The 23,920-nt window shown below is 57.2% G+C and carries 20 protein-coding genes; 11 read left to right on the top strand and 9 right to left on the bottom strand.

Annotated elements, in window-relative coordinates:
* Positions 1-263: 263 nt before the first annotated feature.
* The 4 genes from gltB (at position 264) to BQ8290_RS10095 (ending at position 8,729) form a co-directional block, all read left to right on the top strand.
* Complete coding sequence (gene gltB, locus BQ8290_RS10110) at positions 264-4,928, top strand: glutamate synthase large subunit (protein ID WP_108789831.1); 4,665 nt, start codon at positions 264-266, stop codon at positions 4,926-4,928.
* A 24-nt stretch (positions 4,929-4,952) separates the two neighbouring features.
* Positions 4,953-6,389 (top strand): glutamate synthase small subunit, encoded by a 1,437-nt coding sequence (locus BQ8290_RS10105; RefSeq protein ID WP_108789829.1) that lies wholly within the window; start codon positions 4,953-4,955, stop codon positions 6,387-6,389.
* Positions 6,390-6,550: 161 nt separating this feature from the next.
* Complete coding sequence (locus BQ8290_RS10100; RefSeq protein ID WP_337661301.1) at positions 6,551-7,996, top strand: carbohydrate porin; 1,446 nt, start codon at positions 6,551-6,553, stop codon at positions 7,994-7,996.
* Between the two features lies 1 nt (position 7,997).
* On the top strand, positions 7,998-8,729 hold the full coding sequence (locus tag BQ8290_RS10095) for a hypothetical protein (RefSeq protein WP_108789827.1): 732 nt from the start codon (positions 7,998-8,000) through the stop codon (positions 8,727-8,729).
* Between the two features lie 4 nt (positions 8,730-8,733).
* Here the strand turns inward: BQ8290_RS10095 and BQ8290_RS10090 are convergent, their stop codons facing one another.
* The 3 genes from BQ8290_RS10090 to ung all read right to left on the bottom strand — a co-directional run bounded on the left by BQ8290_RS10090 (position 8,734) and on the right by ung (position 11,245).
* Positions 8,734-10,017: a retropepsin-like aspartic protease gene (locus BQ8290_RS10090; protein ID WP_337661300.1), complete on the bottom strand. Its 1,284-nt coding sequence runs from the start codon at positions 10,015-10,017 to the stop codon at positions 8,734-8,736.
* Between the two features lie 131 nt (positions 10,018-10,148).
* Positions 10,149-10,475, bottom strand: coding sequence for a TraR/DksA C4-type zinc finger protein (locus tag BQ8290_RS10085; protein WP_108789823.1), 327 nt, complete (start codon positions 10,473-10,475; stop codon positions 10,149-10,151).
* Positions 10,476-10,540: 65 nt separating this feature from the next.
* Positions 10,541-11,245 carry a uracil-DNA glycosylase gene (ung, locus tag BQ8290_RS10080; protein WP_108789821.1) on the bottom strand — a complete coding sequence of 235 codons (705 nt, stop codon included), beginning with the start codon at positions 11,243-11,245 and terminating at the stop codon, positions 10,541-10,543.
* A gap of 83 nt (positions 11,246-11,328) precedes the next feature.
* On the opposite strand from ung, the gene BQ8290_RS10075 reads away from it, so the two are divergent.
* From BQ8290_RS10075 to BQ8290_RS10065, 3 genes are read left to right on the top strand one after another with little or no spacing between them, the layout of a single operon-like run.
* Positions 11,329-11,964, top strand: a complete 636-nt coding sequence (locus BQ8290_RS10075) for a ribonuclease D (protein WP_108789819.1) — start codon at positions 11,329-11,331, stop codon at positions 11,962-11,964.
* 10 nt (positions 11,965-11,974) lie between these two features.
* Positions 11,975-12,640 (top strand): LPS export ABC transporter periplasmic protein LptC, encoded by a 666-nt coding sequence (gene lptC / locus BQ8290_RS10070; protein WP_108789817.1) that lies wholly within the window; start codon positions 11,975-11,977, stop codon positions 12,638-12,640.
* Positions 12,640-13,221: an LptA/OstA family protein gene (locus BQ8290_RS10065; protein WP_108789815.1), complete on the top strand. Its 582-nt coding sequence runs from the start codon at positions 12,640-12,642 to the stop codon at positions 13,219-13,221. The genes lptC and BQ8290_RS10065 overlap by 1 nt, the downstream gene beginning before the upstream one ends.
* 72 nt (positions 13,222-13,293) lie before the next feature.
* Here the strand turns inward: BQ8290_RS10065 and BQ8290_RS10060 are convergent, their stop codons facing one another.
* The 5 genes from BQ8290_RS10060 to BQ8290_RS10040 all read right to left on the bottom strand — a co-directional run bounded on the left by BQ8290_RS10060 (position 13,294) and on the right by BQ8290_RS10040 (position 19,391).
* A complete protein-coding gene (locus tag BQ8290_RS10060; protein ID WP_108789813.1) occupies positions 13,294-14,697 on the bottom strand; it encodes an exopolysaccharide biosynthesis polyprenyl glycosylphosphotransferase in 1,404 nt (467 codons plus the stop codon).
* Positions 14,698-14,813: 116 nt separating this feature from the next.
* Positions 14,814-15,878 carry a DNA polymerase III subunit delta gene (locus BQ8290_RS10055; RefSeq protein ID WP_108789811.1) on the bottom strand — a complete coding sequence of 355 codons (1,065 nt, stop codon included), beginning with the start codon at positions 15,876-15,878 and terminating at the stop codon, positions 14,814-14,816.
* A 7-nt stretch (positions 15,879-15,885) separates the two neighbouring features.
* On the bottom strand, positions 15,886-16,410 hold the full coding sequence (gene lptE / locus BQ8290_RS10050) for an LPS assembly lipoprotein LptE (protein ID WP_108789809.1): 525 nt from the start codon (positions 16,408-16,410) through the stop codon (positions 15,886-15,888).
* Positions 16,410-18,920 carry a leucine--tRNA ligase gene (gene leuS, locus BQ8290_RS10045; protein WP_108789807.1) on the bottom strand — a complete coding sequence of 837 codons (2,511 nt, stop codon included), beginning with the start codon at positions 18,918-18,920 and terminating at the stop codon, positions 16,410-16,412. The genes lptE and leuS overlap by 1 nt, the downstream gene beginning before the upstream one ends.
* 51 nt (positions 18,921-18,971) lie before the next feature.
* Positions 18,972-19,391: a DUF3576 domain-containing protein gene (locus BQ8290_RS10040; protein WP_108792261.1), complete on the bottom strand. Its 420-nt coding sequence runs from the start codon at positions 19,389-19,391 to the stop codon at positions 18,972-18,974.
* 590 nt (positions 19,392-19,981) lie between these two features.
* On the opposite strand from BQ8290_RS10040, the gene BQ8290_RS10030 reads away from it, so the two are divergent.
* The 3 genes from BQ8290_RS10030 to BQ8290_RS10020 all read left to right on the top strand — a co-directional run bounded on the left by BQ8290_RS10030 (position 19,982) and on the right by BQ8290_RS10020 (position 21,517).
* Positions 19,982-20,812 (top strand): hypothetical protein, encoded by an 831-nt coding sequence (locus BQ8290_RS10030; protein ID WP_337661299.1) that lies wholly within the window; start codon positions 19,982-19,984, stop codon positions 20,810-20,812.
* A 250-nt stretch (positions 20,813-21,062) separates the two neighbouring features.
* Positions 21,063-21,272, top strand: a complete 210-nt coding sequence (locus BQ8290_RS10025; RefSeq protein WP_108789801.1) for a TIGR03643 family protein — start codon at positions 21,063-21,065, stop codon at positions 21,270-21,272.
* A gap of 2 nt (positions 21,273-21,274) precedes the next feature.
* Positions 21,275-21,517, top strand: a complete 243-nt coding sequence (locus tag BQ8290_RS10020) for a ribbon-helix-helix domain-containing protein (RefSeq protein WP_108792259.1) — start codon at positions 21,275-21,277, stop codon at positions 21,515-21,517.
* On the opposite strand, the gene murA is transcribed toward BQ8290_RS10020, so the two are convergent.
* Complete coding sequence (gene murA / locus BQ8290_RS10015; RefSeq protein ID WP_108789799.1) at positions 21,514-22,794, bottom strand: UDP-N-acetylglucosamine 1-carboxyvinyltransferase; 1,281 nt, start codon at positions 22,792-22,794, stop codon at positions 21,514-21,516. The genes BQ8290_RS10020 and murA overlap by 4 nt on opposite strands.
* Positions 22,795-22,935: 141 nt before the next feature.
* On the opposite strand from murA, the gene BQ8290_RS10010 reads away from it, so the two are divergent.
* Positions 22,936-23,817 (top strand): sugar phosphate nucleotidyltransferase, encoded by an 882-nt coding sequence (locus BQ8290_RS10010; protein WP_108789797.1) that lies wholly within the window; start codon positions 22,936-22,938, stop codon positions 23,815-23,817.
* Positions 23,818-23,920 lie beyond the last annotated feature (103 nt).

Below are 23,920 nucleotides of genomic sequence, written 5' to 3'. Positions count from 1 at the left end.
GTTGTGGCGCAGAAAACCGCTAAAATTGCGTGTTTGAACCACCGCTTGCGCAATCAAACTAAAGGCTAACTTTCAAATTGTGTAATTTTGCTGCGCTCTTCGCGGTTGCAAAATCGCTTTTCCGTCGGCAATAGGATGTTGAACGAAGCGCGGCCCGGTTCCTTCGATACGCAACAGGCCCGGTGCGCTCGCCATTCACGCCGTTGCTGCATACCGAACATCGGTCCCGCTGCATTGGCATCTGACAGAACGGAAAGCCAACCATGGGATACCCCAATTCCCAGGGTCTCTATGACCCCGCCAATGAACATGACGCCTGCGGAGTAGGCATGGTCGCCCATATTAAGGGCGAACGCAGCCACACGATTGTTGAGCAGTCGTTGGAAATTTTGGCCAAGCTCGACCATCGCGGCGCTGTTGGCGCGGATCCTCTATTGGGGGATGGCGCCGGCCTTCTGATGCAGATCCCAGATGCGGTGCTTCGCCGTTGGGCCAATGAAAATGGCCATGACTTGCCGGCACCCGGCGATTACGCCGTTGCTATGTGTTTTATGCCGCAAGACGATGCGGCTCGCGATTTTGTCGCCACACGCTTTGCGCAGTTCGCCGAAAAAGAAGGGCAAAAATTGATCGGTTGGCGTGATGTGCCGACAAGTCAGGATGGATTGGGTGATGCGGTTATCGCATCCATGCCTGTCATTCAGATGGCGATCATCACCCGGGGCGACAATTGCGAAGACCAAGACGCGTTTGAACGCAAATTGCTCGCGATCCGCAAACAGACCTTGAACCCCCTCGCCAAATTGGCGGTGAAGCATGACATGCCCACGCTCACCGACACATATATGGCGAGCATTTCGACCCGCACGATTGTTTATAAAGGCTTGCTGCTCGCCACGCAGGTGCAGTCGTTTTACAATGATCTGCGCGACCCCGAATGTGTCAGCGCGTTCGGCCTTGTGCACCAACGGTTCTCGACCAACACCTTCCCAAGTTGGCGCTTGGCGCATCCCTTCCGTTTCATTGCGCATAACGGCGAAATCAACACAGTTCGCGGCAATGTGAACTGGATGAACGCGCGCCGCCGCACCATGGAAAGCGAATTGCTCGGTGCAGATTTGGACAAGATGTGGCCGATCATCCCTCATGGGCAATCGGACACGGCATGCCTCGACAACGCGCTCGAACTGCTGTTGGCGGGCGGATATTCGCTCGCGCACGCGATGATGATGTTGATGCCAGAGGCGTGGTCGCAAAACGAACAGATGAGCACAGAACGCCGGGCGTTCTACGAATATCACGCTGCTTTGATGGAGCCGTGGGACGGCCCCGCTGCGGTCTGCTTTACCGATGGCCGCCAGATCGGCGCGACTTTGGATCGCAACGGCCTGCGCCCCGCGCGCTTCTGTGTCACCAAAGATGATGTGGTGTGCCTCGCGTCGGAAAGCGGCGTTTTGCCTTTTGCCGAAGAAGACATCACCCGCAAATGGCGCCTGCAACCGGGCAAAATGCTGCTGATCGATCTGGAACAAGGTCGCATCATTGAAGACGCTGAATTGAAAGCCGAATTGGCCAATGCGGAACCATACGCGAAATGGTTGGAACAGGCGCAATACAAGCTTGAAGACTTGGAAGTGGTAGATCCAGAATTTGCCGAACTGCCGCAAGACGAAAATCAGGAAACACCCACCTTGCTGCAAGCGCAGCAGGCATTCGGCTACACCCAAGAGGACGTATCCCGTTTCCTTGAGCCAATGGCGATCAAAGGCGACGATCCGATTGGATCAATGGGCACCGACACCCCGATTGCGGTTTTGTCGGACAAGGCGCGCCTGCTCTACGATTATTTCAAACAGAATTTCGCTCAAGTCACCAATCCGCCGATCGATCCTATCCGCGAAGAATTGGTCATGAGCCTGTTGTCGATGATTGGCCCGCGTCCAAACATGCTTGGCCATGATGCGGGCACGCACAAACGGCTTGAGGTTGAACAACCGATCCTCACCAACAACGATCTGGCGAAAATCCGTTCGGTTGAGAGCGCGCTCGATGGGGCGTTCCGCTGTGCGACAATCGACATCACATGGGATGCGTCGTCAGGCCCAGAGGGTCTGGAGCTGGCGCTCAAAGAAATGTGCTGGGCCGCGACCGAAGCGGTGCTTCAGGACCAAAACATCCTTGTCCTGTCCGATCGGACGCAAAATGAAGACCGCATTGCGATGCCGGCATTGCTCGCTACGGCGGCGGTGCATCACCACTTGGTGCGCCAAGGCTTAAGGATGCAGACCGGCCTCGTGATCGAAACCGGCGAAGCGCGCGAAGTGCACCATTTCTGTGTGCTGGCGGGTTACGGCGCCGAAGCGATCAACCCGTATCTGGCGTTCGAAACGCTCGAGGATATCCGCGCGCGCAAACATGCCGATATCCCCACGGAACAGGTCGAACAAAACTATATCAAAGCCATCGGCAAGGGCATCCGCAAAGTGATGTCGAAGATGGGCATCTCGACCTATCAATCCTATTGTGGGGCGCAGATTTTCGACGCGGTTGGCCTGTCCACCGCCTTTGTCGAGAAATACTTCACTGGCACGGCAACCACAATCGAAGGCGCGGGCCTAGACGAAGTGGCTGAAGAAAGCGTGCGCCGTCATGCCCAAGCTTACGGCGACAACCCGCTTTATAAAGGCATGTTGGATGTCGGCGGTATCTACCAATATCGTCTGCGCGGCGAAGAACATGCATGGACACCAGAAAACGTCGCCCAATTGCAGCACGCTGTGCGCGCCAATGACGGCAAAGGTAACGCGGCGACGTACGAAGAATACGCCAAGTCGGTGAACGAGCAATCCGAACGCTTGTTGACCATTCGCGGGCTGATGGAATTCAAAAACGCAGAAACGGCGATCTCGTTGGACGAAGTCGAACCGGCCAGCGAGATCGTCAAACGGTTTAGCACGGGCGCGATGAGCCTTGGTTCGATCAGCCACGAAGCGCATTCCACCATGGCGTTGGCCATGAACCGCATTGGCGGCCGCTCCAACACCGGCGAAGGGGGCGAAGAACCGTTCCGCTTTACGCCGATGGAAAACGGCGATTCCATGCGCAGCCGGATCAAACAGGTTGCGTCGGGCCGGTTTGGCGTGACGACCGAATATTTGGTCAATTCTGACGATATTCAGATCAAAATGGCTCAAGGCGCAAAGCCCGGCGAAGGCGGACAACTGCCCGGCCACAAAGTCGACAAGCGCATCGGCGCCGTTCGTCACTCAACCCCCGGAGTGGGCCTCATTTCGCCCCCGCCACACCACGATATCTATTCTATCGAAGACCTCGCACAGCTAATTCACGATCTCAAAAACGTGAACACTGGCGCGCGGATTTCGGTGAAGCTCGTATCCGAAGTGGGCGTGGGCACAGTGGCCGCCGGCGTGTCGAAAGCGCGCGCAGATCACGTGACCATCTCTGGATATGATGGCGGGACCGGCGCATCTCCGTTGACCAGCCTTACCCATGCCGGTTCCCCTTGGGAAATAGGCCTTGCCGAAACCCAGCAAACCTTACTGCTGAATGATTTGCGGAGCCGGATCGCGGTGCAAGTCGATGGCGGATTGCGGACTGGCCGCGACGTGGCCATTGGCGCGTTGTTGGGCGCGGATGAGTTTGGTTTTGCAACGGCACCGTTGATCGCGGCGGGCTGTATCATGATGCGCAAATGCCATCTCAACACTTGTCCCGTCGGCGTCGCCACGCAAGACCCCGTTTTGCGCGCCCGCTTTACCGGCCAACCAGAGCATGTGGTCAATTACATGTTCTTCGTCGCCGAAGAATTGCGCGGGATCATGGCCGAAATGGGCTTCCGCACTGTTCAAGAAATGGTGGGCCGGGTTGACCGGCTCGACATGACACGGATGCACCGCCACTGGAAAGCGCGCGGCATCGATTTGGCGCGCATTCTACACCAAGTGGAGATCGCAGACGACGCGGCATTGCACAACACGGGCGAACAAGATCACGGTCTTGGCGCGGCGATGGACAACGCGTTGATCGCGGATTGCAAAGACGCGATCGCGACGAAAACCCCGGTCCAAATCGACTATGACGTCCGAAATGTGAACCGTACCGTGGGCACCATGCTTTCGGGCGAAATCGCAAAGGCGCATGGCCACGAAGGATTGCCGGTCGATACAATCCGCGTGAACCTAACCGGCGTTGCTGGGCAAAGCTTTGGCGCGTGGTTGGCCCATGGCGTGACGCTCGATCTGGTGGGCGACGCCAACGATTATGTCGGAAAAGGCCTTTCTGGTGGTCGTCTTATCGTGCGCCCACCCGAAAACGCTCCGCGCGTTTCGTCCGACAACATTATTGTCGGCAACACCGTATTATACGGCGCGATTGCAGGTGAAGCTTATTTCAACGGCGTCGGCGGTGAACGTTTCGCCGTGCGCAATTCGGGGGCCATCGCGGTGGTCGAAGGCGCGGGCGATCACGCCTGTGAATATATGACCGGCGGCGTAGTCGTTGTGTTGGGCAAGACGGGCCGGAACTTTGCAGCAGGTATGAGCGGCGGTGTCGCCTATGTGTATGATCCCGATGGCAATTTTGCCTCTCTTGTAAACCATGCACAGGTCGATCTGCTGCCAATCTCTAGCGAGGCGGATGCCGATGAAGGCACCGGACGCCCGCAACAACGCGGCACCAGCGTGCGCGATTTCGGCATGGGCGACATGCTGCGTCACGATGCGGAACGTCTGCGTATTTTGGTAGAGCGGCATCAACTCCACACCGGCAGCACAGTCGCCAGCGATCTGCTTGCCAATTGGGACGCGGCATTGGGACAATTCGTCAAAGTGATGCCGCGCGATTACAAAAACGCGCTTGAAGCGATGGAAGCCGAGCGCGAAGAAGCCGCTTCGGTCGCGGCGGAATAATGGCCAGAAAGATAGGCACAGACGATGGGTAAAGATACCGGATTTCTCGAACTCGATCGCCGCGAACGCGATTACCTCGACCCCAAAGAGCGGTTGAACAATTACCGCGAATTTGTGGTGCAACCGAGCGATGAAGTGCTGTCGGCTCAAGCATCGCGGTGCATGGATTGCGGCATTCCTTATTGTCACAATGGGTGCCCGGTGAACAACATGATCCCGGACTGGAACCATCTGGTCTATGAGAATGATTGGAAGAACGCTTTGGACGTGCTGCACAGCACGAACAACTTCCCTGAATTCACGGGTCGCATTTGCCCTGCCCCATGTGAAGCATCGTGCACGCTCAACATCGTTGACCAACCCGTCACGATCAAATCCATCGAAGCGGCCATCATCGACCGCGGATGGGACGAAGGATGGGTCACACCGCAAGTGCCGGAGCAAAAGACCGGCAAATCGGTCGCCGTGATCGGATCTGGCCCTGCCGGCATGGCCTGCGCACAGCAATTGGCGCGCGCGGGCCATTCGGTGACTCTATTTGAAAAGAGCGACCGGGTCGGTGGATTGCTGCGCTATGGCATTCCCGACTTCAAGATGGAGAAAAACCTCATCTCTCGCCGCTGTCTCCAAATGGAAGCCGAAGGCGTTGAATTCCGCACCAGCAAAGAAGTTGGCGTGGATGTGTCGTTCAAAAGCCTGCGCGAAAATTTTGATGCAGTGGTGCTTTCCGGGGGCGCAGAGGATGCGCGCGGGCTCAACATTCCCGGTGCAGAAATGCCCGGCGTTCGCCTCGCTATGGAATTCCTGACCCAACAGAATAAGCGCAATGCAGGCGACGTGGAAGAGCGCGCGGCACCGCGTGGCACCCTCAAAGCCACAGGCAAGCATGTTGTCGTGATCGGCGGAGGCGATACGGGCAGCGATTGCGTCGGTACATCCAATCGCCAAGGCGCTGCAAGCGTCACGCAGCTGGAGATCATGCCAAAGCCTCCCGAAAAAGAGGACAAAGCGATGACGTGGCCCAATTGGCCACTGAAGCTGCGCACATCATCAAGCCATGAAGAAGGCGTGGATCGCGATTGGGCGGTCTTGACCAAACGTGTTGTCGGCGACGGCGAAACCATCACCGGTCTTGAATGCGCCCGGGTCGAATGGGTCGATGGCAAGATGCAGGAAGTCGAAGGCAGCGCCTTTACTATCAAAGCCGATTTTATCTTTCTTGCCATGGGTTTTGTCGGCCCAAAAAAGGCCGGATTGCTTGAACAAGCGGGCGTGGAATTGACGGATCGCGGGAATGTTGCCGCCGACACCAACAATTACGCAACCAGTGAGGATAATGTCTTTGCGTGCGGCGATATGCGGCGCGGGCAAAGCCTTGTCGTCTGGGCCATTCGCGAAGGGCGCCAGTGTGCGCGCGCCGTCGATGAAGCCTTGATGGGCGTCACCGAACTGCCCCGCTAACCCGCCTTTCAATAGACGCGTTCAGGTCACAACTGCATCGCTAACACGGTGTAAAGAAATCCGTCCTATTGACCCGCCATCGCGCGAGTGGTTCATCTCGTGCATCCAGATATGCGCGCGAGCGGTTCACGCGACGCGCGGCAACGGAAGGGATGAGGGTCGTGATCAATTATAGCAGCCGCCGGGCTGGCGCTTTGGGATTCGCAGCGAGTGCAATGGCATTGGCTTGGGCCGCGCCCGCGCTTGCGGAACAAGCGAGCGATAGTGTTGATATAGACGATGCTGTCACCGTGAACTGCAATGATGCCTTTGGTTCGTGCGAAGACAGTGAAGGCAATGTGTATATGCTTCCCGCGCGACGCCAGAATCGCGGTGGCGATATCATCATCGCGCACACGCGCATGAACCGATCTCCGGTAGAACCCATCGTGGTGGCCACGCCTACGCTTGCCCCGCAAGGCCAACCCGCAACTCCGGCAGCAGCAGCACCCGCTGCTCCGCCGCCGCCCAAGGATGTCGATCTGCGCGTCGTCGCGTCGCAATTTGTGGATGTACCCGTCGCTGGCGATGCCCGCTCTCTTGCGCGGTATTCTGGCCGCGTTGACGGCTATCTCGAAGTGCGCGGCAGTTTCTACGGCGGACCCAGCAATCTCACATTGAAGCTTCGCCCGGAGTACACTTGGGGCAAGTCTTCCAACGGTGAAATCGGTCTTATTCCCGGCAACACGGCGCTTTTCCGTCCCGAAGGGGCAGGCGATTTCGATCTATCGGCCAGCGTCGAATATCAATGGAATTCGGGTGCAACCCTCGAAGTGGGCAAAATCAATGTCCTCGACATTTCCGGCGAGTTGCCGATTGTGGCCAGCGACGGCCATTTTGGCTTTCAGAATCTAGGCCTTGCTTTGCCGCCCACCGCTGTTGTGCCCAACACATTGACGGGCGCAGCGTTGCAAGTGCCCAGCGGCAAGATGATCTACCGTTTGTGGGTCTTTGATCCCGACAGCCAATATCAACGCACTGGGTTTGAAACTGCTTTTGAAAGCGGTGTAGGCTTTTTGGCATCGGCAGCGGTTCGGACACGGTTTGGTGGAATGCCCGGTGTTTTCAATTTTGCCGTTGTGGGATCAACGCGCGACAGCTTTGCGGTAGATATTCTGCCCCGCGCATTAACCCCGCCGCCACAGCCCTTTGCCACGTTCGGCAATGAGAGCGGCGAGCTGGCGGTGCAGCTTTCCGGCTATCAATTCGTCAAATTGTACCCAGAGGCGCGCGGCAAAGGTTGGGGCATTCTTGCTCGATTCCAAGCGTCCATGGGCGATCCAACGTTCCTCGACTACTCCGGATATATCGGCGTATCGGGCAACCCTCGTTTCCGCCCGCAAGACCGTTTTGGCCTCGCCTATTTCCAATATTCGCTGACCGATGAATTGGTTGATGACATCGCCTTTCGCCTTGGCATCGAAGACGAACAGGGTGTGGAGGCGTTCTACACTTACGGCATTGCCGAAGGGCTGGGGCTGACCGCGAATGTTCAGGTGGTCGATAGCGCGGTCGCATTCCGTGATACCGGCGTGACCGTCGGGGCAAGGATCACCGCGGATTTCTAAGATGAACCCCGCCCAATTTTTGGTGCCTGTATTGGCCGCCGCGCTTGCTTGCCCGGTATCGGCCCAAGACAGCGGGGCGGCCGACGAAACACAGAACGAAACGGCCAATGCGGGTGATGCGTCCGATTTTGTTGGCCGCTACAACGGCAATTCGTTCGAAACCGCTATGGGTATGATTATCCGCGAGGATGGAACATTCGCATGGGGTGTCTCTGTCGGCGCATTGGACATGCGCGCGGAAGGCACCTGGCATCAGGATGGCGCAATCATCACCTTGGTCAGCGACCCTGTGCCGGTCGCCCCAGAATTTGGCTGGTCCGGTTTTGAAAAGACGCCGGACGGACCGTTGATCAAAGTGGTGTGGGCGACCAACGGAAATCCGTTTCAGCACGCCTCCGTCAAATTGACATGCCGCAACGGCGGCGGATTTTTCGGTCACGTCCCCGCAGAAGGTTGGTCTCCGCCAGCGGGGGAATGCGATGAACCCGTTGACGTCCAACTGACCCAATCAATTTATGATGTGACTTCGCAAATCTACGACATTGCGGGACCATTCAATCCGGGGAATGGCGGCACCGTTCTCTTCGAATTCAACCCCAATGATATGGGCGTCGCCGACTTCACCGGAGTGGTTGGCGTGTTGGAAGACGGCATCCTGAAACTGAGCGGCGCCGAATGGCCGTTGGAATTGCGCAAAATGCAGCTGCGCAGCGAATTTGAAGAACAGCCCTAAACCATCAAGATCCGCCAACATCGATAACAATGCTCTCGCCCGCGCGCATGACGGTGAGCGACTGCGCGCGACCCCGGCTTTGTGCATCGGTGAGCCAATTGACCATGACACACGGTCCCGCATCGTCGATCGGCGGGCTTTGGCCATCAATCGCTAAAACGTGATCGCCAAGCATCAGGCTTCCTGCCCCGTCAAAACGCTGAGTCACCATGATCGCATCGCCCACCACCATTAAAGAATAGGGTGCGCGGTTCGCGCGTGATTCGCGATCGGCGCGCTTGCGAAACACAATCTTTGGCTCGCGACCGGCTGTGTAATCCAGCGTGACATTGTAGGATGCCATCAACCCCAAACCGATCAGGCTGGGGGGAGAATTGCGCGTCGTCGCGCGCTGTCGTTCCAATCCGGATTCGCCAATTCGAACACCTTGAATGTCAAACCGGACTAGATCCGTAATGGCCCCGGCACCGCCGGCCGAAACTCCGTGCGACCCGCGGCCTTCGTTCACGGTTCCATCGACAATCGCACCGTCTCGCATCGCCTGAGCCATGATGCGATCAAACAAGACGACCGTATCCGAACTGCCGGTATCGAACAACGCCTTGTCGGAGAAATCGTCAAATCCATAATCAAGGATCGGCGCGTGAGGATATCCATAATCATAGAGAGACGCTTCGATCACGGCACCTTCTGGTTGACCAGAATTCAGCAATTCAAGATCACCGGCCGTCGCCGCAATCTGCAATGCCTCGCGATCTGCATCGATGTGCCAGACGCTGCCCGGAAATATCTCCGACCCGATAACGCCGCCATCAAAAAAGCATCCATCGGGATCCGCCACACCGAAATCCGCGATCAAAATGGGGACAGATCGAAAGGTCGCACCGCCGATTTCGAGACGATCAACAATCGCAATTTGAGTTGTCACCGCTCGGCCATTGGCATCGCGACCAGTGTTGGACCCGATGATTGTCAAATCGAGCGCATCCGCCAACTCGCGCGAGATCATGGTTGGGGAGCCTGTGTCGAAAATAAACTGGCGCTCAATCCCATTCAGAGCTGCATCGAGCGCATATTTCCCACGGAACGGGGTAAGCGGGACCGTGGTCACTGCACCGTCGCGTTCAACGGCAATGGGTTTTTGCAGCGTCTCGTTTAACGCGATTCGGGATGCGTCGGGCTGGTTATTGGCCTGCTCTTGTTGTCGAGCGCCGGCGGGTGCGCCGATCGCCAATGGCACCGCCGCCGCCATCATGCACGATGCAATTGCCCATCCGATTGTCTTCACCAACGCCTCCACCCGCAAGTTCGCACAGCACCTATCAGTCCAAAGGTGAACCGTCGCTTAGTTGCCGCAGGATGGCGAATTGAGGGCGGTTCAAGTCAAAGATCGCATTGTCTAAAACGCGGCGTTGTCGCTTAGGCCGCACAACTGACACAGACCGCGACGCTGGGATCATGTTCCAAACGCGCCGGCGCGATATCTTCGCCGCACGTTACACAATACCCCCATTCGCCGTCATCGATCCGCGCCAACGCCGCTTTGATCCGAATGCGTTCTTGTCCGCGTCGGCGTTCTTGCGCTTTGGCCATGGCTTGTTGTTGCATCGCATCCATGCGCGACAATCGCCCCACGCTGTCTTGTTGCAGTGTGACGGGCGCACGGGCTTCGTTGCTGATCGCGTCTTCTTCCAAAAGCGCGGCAGCACGGGCGGTTAGCGTGTTTCTGGCTTCGTCCGGCGTCATAATGGACGCAAGTGTCGTACAGATGACGGATCAGCGCAAGCGGCCAGCCGTATCGACGATCCGCATCACAACGACCAATCGATCGGAGATCGGCCATGGGATAGCAGGAACGCGTTCGCCTGACTAAAGGGGCGCGATCCGAAAAAGCCTCGATAGGCCGATAATGGACTGGGGTGCGGCGCGTTCAGGATAAGGTGACGCGGGTGCGCCGATTTGACTGCTCTCGCGCCAAGCGCTTTGACACGGCTCGCCTTCTTGGCCGCATGGCTGCCCCACAACACGAACACGGTTGGCGCATCGCTCTGCGCAACCGCCTGCACCGCAGCATCGGTGATTGCGTCCCAACCGCGCCCGGCATGGCTGCCTGCTTGGGCGGCCTCGACGGTCAGAGTGTTGTTGAGCAACAGCACCCCTTGCTTCGCCCACGGCGTTAAATTGCCGGTCTGCGGGATCGGAATATCCAGATCATGGGATAGTTCTTTGAAAATATTGGCTAGCGATGGCGGCGGTTTGACGCCATCGGCCACGGAAAACGCCAATCCGTGCGCCTGACCGGGACCGTGATAAGGGTCTTGCCCAAGGATCACGACGCGAACATTGTTCAGCGGGGTGGCCGCCAACGCCGCCAATCTTTGTCCTCGCGGTGGGTAAATTGTCTTGCCCGCCTCTTCCTCCGCCCGCAGCCAACCGCCCAACTTGTGAGCCTCAACCGCTTGCAGGGCCGGATCAAGCGCGGCGCGCCAACTTTCGGGGATTTGCTCTGTGTTCATGGCGCCATTGTCCTAGACCGGGCGTCGCGCCCAATGCGATAGCCCCCTTCCCCTATATCCCCAATGGGCGTAGTGGCATCGTCATGACAGTTCATTTCCACGAAGAAGATCTGCCGGAAGGCGTCCTTGAAGGCACGAGCGCATTGGCGGTCGATACAGAGACCATGGGCCTGATCACCCATCGCGACCGGCTTTGCGTGGTCCAGATCAGCGACGGATCGGGCGACGAACACCTCGTCCGATTCAATCCAGGCAGCGAATATGACGCGCCCAACCTTTGCGCGTTGTTGGCCGATCAATCGCGGGTCAAATTGTACCATTATGCGCGCTTCGATCTTGCCGCGATCCAATATTATCTGGGCGTGATGGCGGGCCCAGTGTTCTGCACAAAAATCGGTAGCAAGCTGGTGCGGACATACACAGACCGGCACGGGCTCAAAAATCTCGCCACCGAATTGATCAATGCGGACATTTCCAAACACCAACAATCGTCCGATTGGGGCGGCCCTGTTTTAAGCGATGCGCAGCGCGATTACGCTGCATCCGATGTGCGCTATTTGCACGCCTTGCGCGATGAATTAACCGTGCGCTTGGAACGCGAAGGCCGCATGGAAATGGCACAGAGTTGCTTTGACTTTCTACCGACACGGGCGTTGCTCGACATTGCCGGTTGGGACGGGCGCGACATATTCAGCCATAATGAAGGTTACTACAAGTAGACCGTCCATCATGGTGATCAAACGCCGCATCGAAACCAGCGAAGCGCAGGACCTTCGCAACAAACGGCAGCATTTCGCCGCGCCGGGTGGCAGCCATGACCGGCTGGTCGGTTTTCTCGCGCGGGTTTTGCCGATGGGCGTGGGTGTTTTGGCGGCGTTGATGATCATCACGCCGCTTTCTCCGCGCGGAGAGGTCAGCTTCCTTCTCGACAGGTCGACCGTCGCGGTGATCGACGAACGGTTGAGCGTGGACAACGCTATGTATCGCGGTCGCGATGATTTTGGCCGCCCATTTTCTTTAACCGCCGGCGAAGCGGTCCAACGGTCCAGCGCCGAAGGCAAAGTCCGCATGCAGGACCTGATGGCGCAATTGCTGCTCGACGATGGTCCCGCGCGCTTGTCAGCGCCCGGCGGGGTCTATGACATCAATGAAGAGGTCGTCGACGTCGACGGAATTGTCCGTGTGCGGACCGCCGATGGATATGCGATGACAGCAAGCGGCGTGGCCTTGGATCTCGACACGCGGATGATGAGCGGCGATGAAGGTGTTTCCGGGTCGGTTCCTGCAGGGACATTTTCGGCGGACACAATGCGCGCCGACATTGATGCGCGCACAATCACACTGGATGGCAATGCCCGGCTCACCATGGTGCCCGGCGAATTGAGGGTGCCCTGATGGCAAATGCGACGAAACACAATCAACAGCCCGGCTTACGAAAAATTGCCTTGACATGGGCCGCTGGGGGGTTTGCCTTAACCGCGGCATTGGCTGGCGGTATGGCCCTCAATGCGCAGACAATCGCATCACACAACACCAATGCACCTGTGTCGTTTGACGCCGGCAGCATTGATTTCGATGACCGTGCCAACCGCGTGGTGCTGACCGGAGGCGTCACCGTCAATCAAGCCGGTTTAACCGTCCGTTCCAATCGAATGTTGGCGAATTACACCGATGATGGTTCGTTGGATGTAGCCCGGATCACCGCCAATGGCGGAGTTGTTGTGACACGCGGGAATGAACGCGCGAGCGGCGATGTCGCGGTCTATGATTTTAACCGACAGATCATCACAATGGCGGGCAATGTTGAACTGCGCCGGGCTGGCGATACCCTAAATGGCGGACGGCTGGTTATTGACCTTGCCAGCGGTCTATCCAGCGTTGATGGGAAATCCAGCGGCGGCAACACCGCGTCGGGAACGGAAAGCTCCAATGGGCGGGTAACCGGCACCTTCACCGTTCCACAAGGCGACGACTAAACACCCAATTGGTTAGGGTGATTGGATCACCTGATTGTAACGAGATTGAATGCCCGATTGGGCCGATGCGCTTTAGTACGCGTTGTCGTGTTTCAACACGAGCACGGTTTGAAGCACGATTTCCAGATCGCGTTTCAACGACCAACCCGAAATATATTCAAGATCGGATTGCAAACGATCAGTCAGATCTTTCTCAACTTCGGTAGCACCGCGATGGCCGCGCACTTGAGCAAGCCCCGTAAGCCCCGGTTTTAGGCAGTGACGACGCCAATATTGCGCATCGACTTCCCAAAAATACTTGTTGTTGGCACGGCTTCCCAATGCGTGCGGCCGTGGTCCGACGATCGACATATCCCCACGCAGCACATTGATCAGCTGCGGCAGCTCATCAATGCTGGTCCGGCGGATGAATTTGCCGATTGTGGTGATCCGGTCGTCTTCGCGGCCGGTGGATTGATCCCCATTGGCATCATTCTGCTCGACCTTCATCGAACGGAATTTGAACATGTTGAAGAACTGATTGCCGCGCCCCAAACGCCGCTGAACAAACAAAACCGGCCCACCATCATCCAGTTTGATCCGAAGGGCAGTGAACAACAAGATCGGCGACAACGCGATCAACGCGCCGCCCGCCAAAGTGATGTCGAACAAACGTTTTGAAATGCGTGACCGCAAGCTGAGCGGTCCGGTCGAAATCACCAAAGTGGTGCGATCTTGCTCTTCGTAATGTTGCACGCCGATCGCGCCCAACTCATGGGCGGGTTCGCTGACGATTTCGCCTTGGACCCCCGCCGATTTGAGCACGAAGGCCCATGCCTGGCGGCGTTCGCGTGGACAACTGACCACGACTTTGTCCTGATTCTGCAGCATCCGGCCCAACCGATCGAGCATGAAAGGATCGTGGCTTGACGGGTCCAATTCGTATTCGGCCGCTGACACTTTGACGGACAAAGGCAGGGAGAATTCCGGTCCGCCATCGGCGATGATCAAATTGTTGCGCGTGCGCCCGCCCCAGAACTTTGCGATCAAAACCGGGATAATCCGGCGCAACACGACCAATGCCGCTGCCGCCAGAATCAGGCCCAATGTCACCGAAACGCGCGAAAATTGCGCGTTTGATTTTGTGTAGAACGCGACGAAGTTCAACAAAGCGGCCGAAATCAACAGAGCGATAAGCGCTTGTTTTGCAGCAAAAACCCAATCGACAAGAGCCTTGCCACCGTAACTTTGATTGTACAGCGCGATGGTGAAGTAGATCGGCAAGATCGTTTGCACCGCCAACATATTGCGCGGGTGCCACCACAAACCTTCGTAAAGCAGACCGGCAGCAGCGAACGCCAGATTGAGCAGCAACGCATCAAGCAAAAGCAATATGGCATAGGCACGCAAACGCCGCCGCTCCAACGAGGGCGCGATGATGTCTTTTGCCTGATCCGATTGGACGACTTCGGAAAGCGGTCCGGTTTGCTTATTCATATGCTTTCACGTTCCCCCCGGAACGCTCCTTAAGGAATATCCCTTATGATTCCTTAAGCCCCTACACGCAAAATTGCACTTTGTGCGACTGCGAAATGAAAAACTGTCCGATAATGCTACCGTTTGGCAGCAAATCGAGCAATTTGGGTGAGGTCTTGCGCCAAAAGCAATTCGGCCGTTTGGCTGTTCGCGAGCAGGTTTCGATGCAGCGCCACCAACCGGGGGATCAACCGGTCCAGCTTGCGTTCTTTGCTGCCACGGCCAACGACGCCCTGCCAATTGCCCAGTTGTTGACGGATTTCGCGCTCTTCTTTCCAGAAAATGCCCAATTGCGCCTTTTCGCCGCGACCCAAATTGTCGATTGAACCGCGCTTACCCAATTTGGCACCGATCATAGCCAATTGAGCCGCGCGACGTTCCAACGCCAAGGTTAGGCCGACCGGGTTCAAGCCCAACTCCTTCATACGGCGCAATTCATTGGGCAATTTGGCCAGATCGCCACCCATCACTGCGTTCACGACGGGGCCAAAACCGTCTTCTTCGGTGGCAGCGCCAATTTCCGCGTAATCTTCAACCGATGCCGTTTTAGGCGTCTGCGGCCCGGCATCCATATACAGCGCCAATTTGTCGATCTCAGATTGAGCGAGGCGGACATCCAATCCAGCAGCCCGCGCAACGCGTTCGGCCAAATCGCCACCCAGACGCAGACCGGCCCCATCCGCCATAGCGCGCACAGACGCCGCGACGCTCATCAAATCGGGGGGATAAAACATCGCGACAAGCGCATCTTTGCGTTTCTCAAGCAATTTGGCCGTGCGCGATTTGTCGGTTGCGGCGGTCGCGACGATAAAGATTGGCGCAGCGTCCCCCGCGCCCGCATCGCTTGTATCGATTAAGGCTTTCAGCGCGTCATGCGCCTCATCCCCCGATGCCCGCACATAGATATGCCGCGTATCACCAAACAACGAGCTGGATCGCGCTTCGTCACCCAAAAGCGCCGGGTCGCGCCGCAAATCGCCCCCCGACATTTCAATCCGCTCTCCAGCGTCGGGCAAAGCTGCGATGATTTTCGCAGCCGCGGCGGACGCGCCCGCTTCGTCGGGACCGCAGAAAAAGAAGATGGAGGCGGAAGATGCAGCGCTGGGCAGGCCGCGCGCGAATTCTGTATGTTTCGCTTTCATCGCTGCATTACTGCGCAGCGCCCCGCTCACGCTCCCTAAGGGTCAACGCGATCCGCGTCGCCATCCGTTCGGCAACATCTTTGGCGAGGTTTTCAAGGGCGGTTTGTTCCGCCGCGATGGTCGCGTATTCGGAGGACACCACATCAACTCCGGCGTCCGAACCGGCGGTGGCGTCCAAAAGGATTTCGCCCGTCGCCAAATCAATCAATTGATACCGTGACCGCAAGATCCGGCGTTCACGGCTGATCGTGTCATCGTTCAACACGCCCAACCCCTCAAGCGCGTCGTCCAAGCGAACATCCAAACGATAGGCGGGTGCAACAGAGTCTTGACCGGCGCGCGCGACATGCAGCCTGTCTTTCAAAGCGTTGCGCACCAACCATCCATCGCGTCCCGGAATAGCCGGTACATCAATCGCGGCGAGCCCTTGGGCAACAGTGGAGTTGGAGCCGCCGGCATACATAGGTTGAAGGCCGCATGCAGACAGCGGGACGCAAACGGCAAGAGCCAGAAGAGCGGCGCGTTTCAGCATCACGTTACAATGTTCACCAATCTATCGGGCACCACGATCACCTTGCGAATGTCCGCACCATCCAATGAACGCTGAACCTTCTCGCTGGCCAGTGCAAGCGCTTCGACGTCTTCTTTCGGTGCACCTTTCGGAACGGTGATCGTATCGCGCAGTTTGCCCTTGTGTTGAATCGCGATGGTGACTTCGTCTTCGATCAACATCGCTGGATCATGCGCGGGCCATGCGGCATCCGCAATCAAAGCGGTTTCGCCCATGGCTTCATGCGCTTCTTCCGCCAAATGCGGCATCATCGGCGCGATCAGATGCAGCACCGCGCGGATCGCAAAATTGCGGTCTGCGCTTGGCTTGGCCTTTTCTGCCGCTGCGGTCAGCTCATAAATCCGCGCCACAGCTTTGTTAAAGCCGAGCGCCTCAATGTCTTCTGCAACGGCAACGATGGCCTGATGGGCCTTGCGCGAAAGCGTTTTGTCTTCGCCGCTAGCGTCGCTGTCGTATTGGCCGAACAAACGCCACAACCTTTGGACAAAGCGATAGCATCCTTCGATCCCGCTTTCCGACCACGGCAAATCGCGTTCGGGCGGGCTGTCGGACAACATGAACCAGCGCACGGCGTCGGCGCCGTAATTGGCGATGATATTGTCTGGATCGACGACGTTCTTCTTCGACTTCGACATTTTGACAACGCGGCCCGATGTGACCGGTTGTCCGCCTTCGACAGTGACCCAATCCGCGCCATCTTTGCGCACCTCTTCGGGGGACAACCAGCTGCCATCGCCCAACGCATAGGTTTCGTGCGTCACCATGCCTTGTGTGAACAGCGCCGCGAATGGCTCTTTCACATCGAATTTGCCAATATGGGCCAATGCGCGTGTCCAAAAACGAGCGTAGAGCAAGTGCAGGATCGCGTGTTCAATACCGCCGATATAATGTTGAACCGGCATCCATTTGGCAATTTCTACCGGATCAAACGGCGCATCCGAAGGTTGGCTCGCAAAGCGCAGAAAATACCAACTGGAATTGGTGAACGTGTCGAGCGTATCGGTCTCACGCTCAGCCGCGCCGCCACATTTGGGGCAGGTCGTATGCTTCCACGTCGGGTGCCGTTCCAACGGGTTGCCCGGCGTTTCAAAATCCACTTCGTCAGGCAAAGTGACCGGCAATTGGTCCTTTGGCACCGGTACAATGTCACATTTTGGGCAATGGATGAACGGGATCGGCGTGCCCCAATACCGCTGACGAGAAATACCCCAATCGCGCAGCCGCCAAACGGTCGTTCCTTCGCCCCAACCGCCATCCTGCGCGCGATTGATCACATCCGCTTTGGCATCGTCGACCGATTTGCCGTCGAGGAAATCCGAATTGACGATAACGCCGTCACCCGATTCCGCCTCGTGACCCATGGGCGCGTTGGCTCCGGATGGATCGGAAGCAACCACACGAGCAATCGGCAGAGCGTATTTGGTCGCAAATTCAAAATCGCGCTGGTCGTGGCCCGGTACGCCCATCACCGCGCCGGTGCCGTAATCCATCAGAACAAAGTTCGCGATGAAGACCGGCATGGGTTCGCCGGTGAAGGGATGTTTCGCCGTAATCCCGGTGTCAAAGCCCAGTTTTTCGGCGGTTTCCAGCTCCGCTGCAGTGGTGCCACCGCGTTTGCATTCTTCGATAAATTCGCGGACCGGCGCACTGTCCGCCGCCAATGTCTGAGCAATCGGATGGTCCGCTGCAATGGCACAAAAGCTCGCGCCGAAAATCGTATCGGGCCGCGTCGTGTAAACCGGAAGTTTATCGCCGTTCGAAAGATCGAATGAGAATTCAAGCCCTTGGCTTTTGCCGATCCAGTTTTCCTGCATTAGCCGGACTTTATCCGGCCAATCCTTCAAATCGCCCAGCCCATCCAACAGTTCATCGGCAAAGTCAGTGATCTTCAAGAACCACTGATCCAACTTACGCTTTTCAACCTCTGCGCCCGACCGCCAGCCTTTGCCGTCGATCACCTGTTCATTGGCCAACACGGTCATATCAACCGGGTCCCAATTCACTTCGCTGGAACGGCGATAGACGAGCCCACCGGCATACATGTCCAAGAACAACGCTTGTTCGTGACCGTAATATTCTGGATCGCACGTGGCGAATTCACGGGTCCAATCCAACGCAAAACCGATGCGTTGCAATTGCTCTTTCATCGCTTCGATGTTGGATCGGGTCCAATCGCCGGGGTGGACCTTCTTTTCCATCGCAGCGTTTTCCGCCGGCATGCCGAACGCGTCCCAACCCATGGGGTGGAGCACTTCGTGTCCACGCATTTTCTTATACCGCGCCAGAACATCGCCCATCGTGTAATTGCGGACATGCCCCATATGAATGCGCCCCGAAGGATAGGGGAACATTTCAAGGATATAGCTCTTAGGTTTTTCGCTGTTCGAATCAGCGGTGAAAGTGCCCGCATCGGTCCACGCGCGCTGCCAGCGCCCGTCGGCGGAAGACGGATCGAATCGAGTTTCAGTCATGTAAGTACCGCTAGAGCGCCAAAATTGGCCAAAGAGAAACGCAAATGGCGCTTAGCCCGTGATGGCCTTGCGCCGCAAATCGCGCGCTTTGGTAAGGATGATGTCTTCAAGCTTCTGGACCGTTGCGGCCTGAACCGGGGCATCGACCCAACCGCCGCCTTGCGCGACCTGACGGCTGGCCGAAACACGAAGGGCATCGGCGCGCAGATCTTGATCAAGAATGGTGACTGTGACCTTCACCCGCTCATTCGGATTGCTTGGGTTGGCGTACCAATCAGTGACGATAACGCCGCCATTGCTGTCGGCCGACAAAAGCGGAGCAAAACTCAGCGTGTCGAGCGCGCCGCGCCACAAATATGCATTTACGCCGATCGTGTTGACCTGCGCCGCCTGAAGCTGGCTGGTGGGGCGTTCATTGCCACCGCAAGCCGCGAGCAAGCCAAACGCCGCCAAAACGGCTGCGCTCCGCATGGTGCGGGCGGTTACAGCCCAATTGCCTGCTTGATTCGAAAGTGTGTTCGAAAATGCGATTTTGGCGCGTGTCACGGCGTTTACTTCCCTCACTAATTTATCCTCATGCTCTATACCGGCACAAACCGTCCCGGCAAGCGTGTTGCACCGCCATTTATCCCGGCGAAACCCATCGACTGCCCGCAGGGCGCAATCGCGGCGCATAGCGGTCAAAGCGGCCTGCGTCTGTATGCAACCTGTATGGCGATGCATTCTATACGATTGTGCGCCGTGGCGAATCCCCCCAAATTGCGGGGGCCTGTGCGCGAAACCAACGGATCTTTGGGTTGGCTGGATAGGCAAGGAATCTGCGCAATATGACGTTTGCCCCAACATTGGGCGCGATTCTGTGTGTTCGGCGCAACAGGTGGAACGCGAAGCCGCTCGCCAAGTGTGGAAAAGATTGCAACTGCGTCCATCACGGATCTATCCATTCAGAAATCAGCAAGTTGCGTTGTTATAGCGTTATAAGCTGCTCAGCGTGCGTTCAGGGAGAAACGGGTCTAATCCGTGGGATCTTGATCCAAGCGTAAGACGACAAAGGAAGCACAGTGTCCAAGGCGATCAACACAACGGCAAGAAAGCAGCGTAAGCTGTCGCTGTTGGGTATGGCCGCCGCCCTGACGCTGACTTTGCCGTCGGCCGGTCTGGCTGTGGTCGGATTGGGTGAGAGCGCAGCAGCCCCTGTGGCTGCCGATGATTCGGCGGCGTATGACATGTTTACGCCGGCATCGATTGATCCAGAGCTTGCCGCACGGGTCGCCAAAAAGGCGCGCGAACGCGGCATTCGTTTCACACCCGCTGGTACGGCTATCGTTGGCAATGAACGCACGGTCACCGTCGCAGTGCGCATCGATGATCAATCGGCTCAGGCGATTTCAATCCGATCCGCCCAAGACGCGAAGCCCGGTTTGGGTTCAGGTCTGAATGGTGTGACCGCGAATCGATTCAACCTGGGGACGGCACGCGGATATCAAAGCTTTGCTCGAACTCAGGCCGCAAACCCTGCGCCATCGGGCGTATCGCTTCCAACTGGGCTGGAACAATCGCCAGTGCGGTCGGGTCGCACGGTGACCCTGTCAAACCCAGCAATGCCCGATCTTTCGGAATTTGAACCATCGCGGCCAACGCGGTTGGACAAGCCCAGCCGTTTGCAACCGCGCATTGAGCTTGAGGATGAAACCGTTGCCGGCCGTTCGCCCAACACGCTCGACGCGTTGAGCTCCCAAACTGTGGATGTTGGCGGCAGCTTCCGGCTCTCGCCCAATTTCGACGTCCGGGCCGGTGTTCGTCTTTCGCAAGAGCGGGATCGACTCGATCCGGTCGCCAATTCGGTTCAAGACAGCCAAGCGGTCTATGTCGGAACACAAATCCGCTTCTGATTTCTGGCAGAGTTTTGCCCGCATACGACCCTGCTTTACGCAGGGTTTTTTGTTGCACGACGGCTCGGCGTGACGATCCTGAGGGCCGCTCCACTGAACGCCCTCGAAGGAACGAACGCCTGATTGGGTGCGGCCATAGTGACGTGTGCGGTTTGCGGGAACCGGATGTTCGATGCAGGCGTTTCGGCGATGAGTTCCAACCCGCATTGACGCACCCCAACGCAACGTGTTTCACCAAAGGATAATCAACGTGCCTCGCGATCTAAACGAAGCCGATGTGAGTGCGATCGTCGAAATGGCGTTGAGCGATCACACCAGCTTTGCGACAATCGAACGTGAATTTGACCTGTCGGAGAAAGAGGTGAAAGCTTTGATGCGCGACCGGTTAAAGCCGGGTAGTTATCGGGCATGGCGCAAAAGAGTGCGCGATTTTTCGGATCGACGGGAGCATTACAAATGAACATGCCGCCGCCGTATCACCCCCCTGTTAAACGCTCCGTCCAGATCGCGGGTCACAAGACCTCGATCAGCTTGGAACCCCTATTTTGGGATATGCTAAAAGACGCAGCGGACCAGCGCGGCATCGCAATCAACGCCTTGGTCGGTCGAATTGATGCCGAACGGATCAAAGCCGACACGCCACCCGGTTTGGCCGGCGCCATCCGGGTTTGGTTGGTAACCGACGCAAGCGCGCCGAACGATTAATCGTCCACGCGTTCGATATCGGCACCGACCAACTGAAGCTTTTCTTCCAGCCGTTCATACCCGCGATCCAGGTGATAAATACGGCGTACTTGCGTTTCCCCCTCTGCCGCAAGGGCAGCGATGACCAAACTCATCGACGCGCGCAAATCCGTCGCCATCACTTCGGCGCCGTTCATGGACTCGACCCCTTTCACAATCGCTGTGCGCCCTTCGGTCGCGACATCGACGCCCATCCGCGTGAGTTCGGGAACATGCATAAAACGGTTTTCAAAGATCGTTTCTTTCAAAACGCTGGTGCCGTCGGCCTTGCACAACAACGCCATCAATTGCGCCTGCATGTCTGTCGCCAATCCGGGATAAGGCGCCGTGGTGAGATCAACCGGTTTCAACGGCCCATTGGCAGCAATAGAAATTCCTTTGGCGTCTTCTGAAACCTCGATCCCAATCGCACGCAGCGCGCTAAGCGTTGCTTGCATATCGTCGGCTTTCGCGCCTTCCAATCGCACTTCGCCGCCGGTTATCGCAGCGGCGCAGGCGTATGATCCGGCCTCAATACGGTCTGGCATCACCTTGTAATTGGCCCCGTGCATCCGTTTGACACCGTGCACGGTTAGGTCGGACGTGCCGATCCCTTCGATCTCGGCGCCCATGGCCACCAACAAATTGCACAGATCGACAATTTCGGGTTCTCGCGCCGCGTTGAACAACCGGCACGTTCCGTTGGCAAGCGATGCGGCCATCAACGCATTTTCTGTGGCACCTACAGAGACGACAGGAAAATCAATGTCCCCACCGCGCATGCCGCCGTCGGGTTGAATCGCACGCACATACCCTTGGGCGAGCTCGATTTCGGCACCAAACGCTTCGAGCGCTTTGAGATGAAGGTCAATCGGACGATTTCCGATCGCACAACCGCCCGGCATGGACACCGTCGCTTCGCCGGCTCGCGCAAGCATGGGGCCCAGCACCAGGATAGAGGCGCGCATTTTGCGGACGAGGTCATACGGCGCAACGCTCGACGTGATCCGGGTCGCCTCCAATCGCATGGTCCGGCCAAAATCTTCGGGTCGAGTGCCCTGAATTGCGGTGGTCACGCCAAACTGATTCATCAAATGTTGAAAGCCATCGATGTCGGCAAGGCGCGGCAAATTGCGCAATGTGACCGGCTCATCCGTCAACAACGCGCACGGGATGAGCGTAAGGGCCGCGTTTTTCGCGCCGGAAATCGGAATTGTGCCGGATAGGCGGTTGCCGCCTCGAATAATCAGTTTGTCCATAATCTCTGCCTTAACGATTGAGGCTTTTCACGCAACATGCACGGGGCATTCACCTAACATTGACCTGTGATCTTCATAAGGGCACGTGATGTAGGCAAAGTCATCTGAGCAGAAAGCCGTTCAAAAAAAGGGGGCAAATCAATGAGCCAGAAACCGATCAAGAAAGCTGTGTTCCCCGTTGCTGGATTGGGGACGCGGTTCCTGCCCGCGACCAAAGCGATCCCGAAAGAGTTGCTGCCGATTGTTGATCGACCGTTGATTCAATATGCGGTCGACGAAGCGCGCGAGGCGGGCATTGAACAAATGATCTTTGTCACCGGTCGGGGGAAAACCGCGATCGTTGAACATTTCGATATGGCCTATGAGCTGGAATCGACGATGAGCGAACGCGGCAAGGATATGGGCGTTCTGGATCCGACCCGCGCGACCCCCGGCGACATAATCACCGTGCGTCAACAGGTTCCCATGGGACTTGGCCACGCCATTTGGTGTGCCCGCGCGATTGTGGGCGATGAACCGTTCGCAATTTTCCTGCCGGATGAACTGATGATCGGCAAAAAGGGCGGATCTGGTTGCATGAAACAGATGGTTGATGCCTATGAGAATGTCGGCGGCAACCTGATCAGCGTTCTCGAAGTGCCGATGGAAGAGGTGCCGAGTTACGGGGTAATCGATCCGGGCGCAGCAAGCGGCACTTTGACCGAAGTGAAAGGCTTGGTTGAAAAGCCACCTTTGGCCGATGCGCCATCCAACAAGATTATTTCTGGCCGCTACATCCTTCAACCCGAAGTGATGCGGACGCTGGAAAACCAAGGCAAGGGTGCCGGCGGCGAAATTCAGCTCACGGACGCGATGGCCCGTATGATCGGCAGCCAAGCGTTTCATGCAGTGACATTCGACGGCAATCGGTATGATTGCGGTAGCAAGCTGGGCTTTGTCGAAGCGACATTGGCGCTCGCGCTGGAGCGGGATGATATGGGCGCCGATGTGCGCGAAATGGCGCAAAGGCTGCTCGGATCCTAAGCTGCATTCGGCAGAATGTATTGCGGTGGCCGTGGCCAAAAATCGCGAAACCCATAACAATTACAAAGAAAAACCCCCGATCGGCACGAAACCGATCGGGGGC

It is taken from the genome of Erythrobacter sp. Alg231-14, from assembly GCF_900149685.1.
GTDB lineage: Bacteria > Pseudomonadota > Alphaproteobacteria > Sphingomonadales > Sphingomonadaceae > Erythrobacter.
The sequence above is the reverse complement of the archived record's forward strand: the minus strand, read 5'-3'. Positions and strand labels throughout refer to the sequence as shown.

What these genes read in the sequence shown, in the direction of transcription:
- gltB (WP_108789831.1), top strand. Translation starts at nt 264, where the DNA reads ATGGGATACCCCAATTCCCAGGGTCTCTATGACCCCGCCAATGAACAT.
- BQ8290_RS10105 (WP_108789829.1), top strand. Translation starts at nt 4,953, where the DNA reads ATGGGTAAAGATACCGGATTTCTCGAACTCGATCGCCGCGAACGCGAT.
- BQ8290_RS10095 (WP_108789827.1), top strand. Translation starts at nt 7,998, where the DNA reads ATGAACCCCGCCCAATTTTTGGTGCCTGTATTGGCCGCCGCGCTTGCT.
- BQ8290_RS10085 (WP_108789823.1), bottom strand. Translation starts at nt 10,475, where the DNA reads ATGACGCCGGACGAAGCCAGAAACACGCTAACCGCCCGTGCTGCCGCG.
- ung (WP_108789821.1), bottom strand. Translation starts at nt 11,245, where the DNA reads ATGAACACAGAGCAAATCCCCGAAAGTTGGCGCGCCGCGCTTGATCCG.
- BQ8290_RS10075 (WP_108789819.1), top strand. Translation starts at nt 11,329, where the DNA reads ATGACAGTTCATTTCCACGAAGAAGATCTGCCGGAAGGCGTCCTTGAA.
- lptC (WP_108789817.1), top strand. Translation starts at nt 11,975, where the DNA reads ATGGTGATCAAACGCCGCATCGAAACCAGCGAAGCGCAGGACCTTCGC.
- BQ8290_RS10065 (WP_108789815.1), top strand. Translation starts at nt 12,640, where the DNA reads ATGGCAAATGCGACGAAACACAATCAACAGCCCGGCTTACGAAAAATT.
- BQ8290_RS10060 (WP_108789813.1), bottom strand. Translation starts at nt 14,697, where the DNA reads ATGAATAAGCAAACCGGACCGCTTTCCGAAGTCGTCCAATCGGATCAG.
- BQ8290_RS10055 (WP_108789811.1), bottom strand. Translation starts at nt 15,878, where the DNA reads ATGAAAGCGAAACATACAGAATTCGCGCGCGGCCTGCCCAGCGCTGCA.
- lptE (WP_108789809.1), bottom strand. Translation starts at nt 16,410, where the DNA reads ATGCTGAAACGCGCCGCTCTTCTGGCTCTTGCCGTTTGCGTCCCGCTG.
- leuS (WP_108789807.1), bottom strand. Translation starts at nt 18,920, where the DNA reads ATGACTGAAACTCGATTCGATCCGTCTTCCGCCGACGGGCGCTGGCAG.
- BQ8290_RS10040 (WP_108792261.1), bottom strand. Translation starts at nt 19,391, where the DNA reads ATGCGGAGCGCAGCCGTTTTGGCGGCGTTTGGCTTGCTCGCGGCTTGC.
- BQ8290_RS10020 (WP_108792259.1), top strand. Translation starts at nt 21,275, where the DNA reads ATGCCGCCGCCGTATCACCCCCCTGTTAAACGCTCCGTCCAGATCGCG.
- murA (WP_108789799.1), bottom strand. Translation starts at nt 22,794, where the DNA reads ATGGACAAACTGATTATTCGAGGCGGCAACCGCCTATCCGGCACAATT.
- BQ8290_RS10010 (WP_108789797.1), top strand. Translation starts at nt 22,936, where the DNA reads ATGAGCCAGAAACCGATCAAGAAAGCTGTGTTCCCCGTTGCTGGATTG.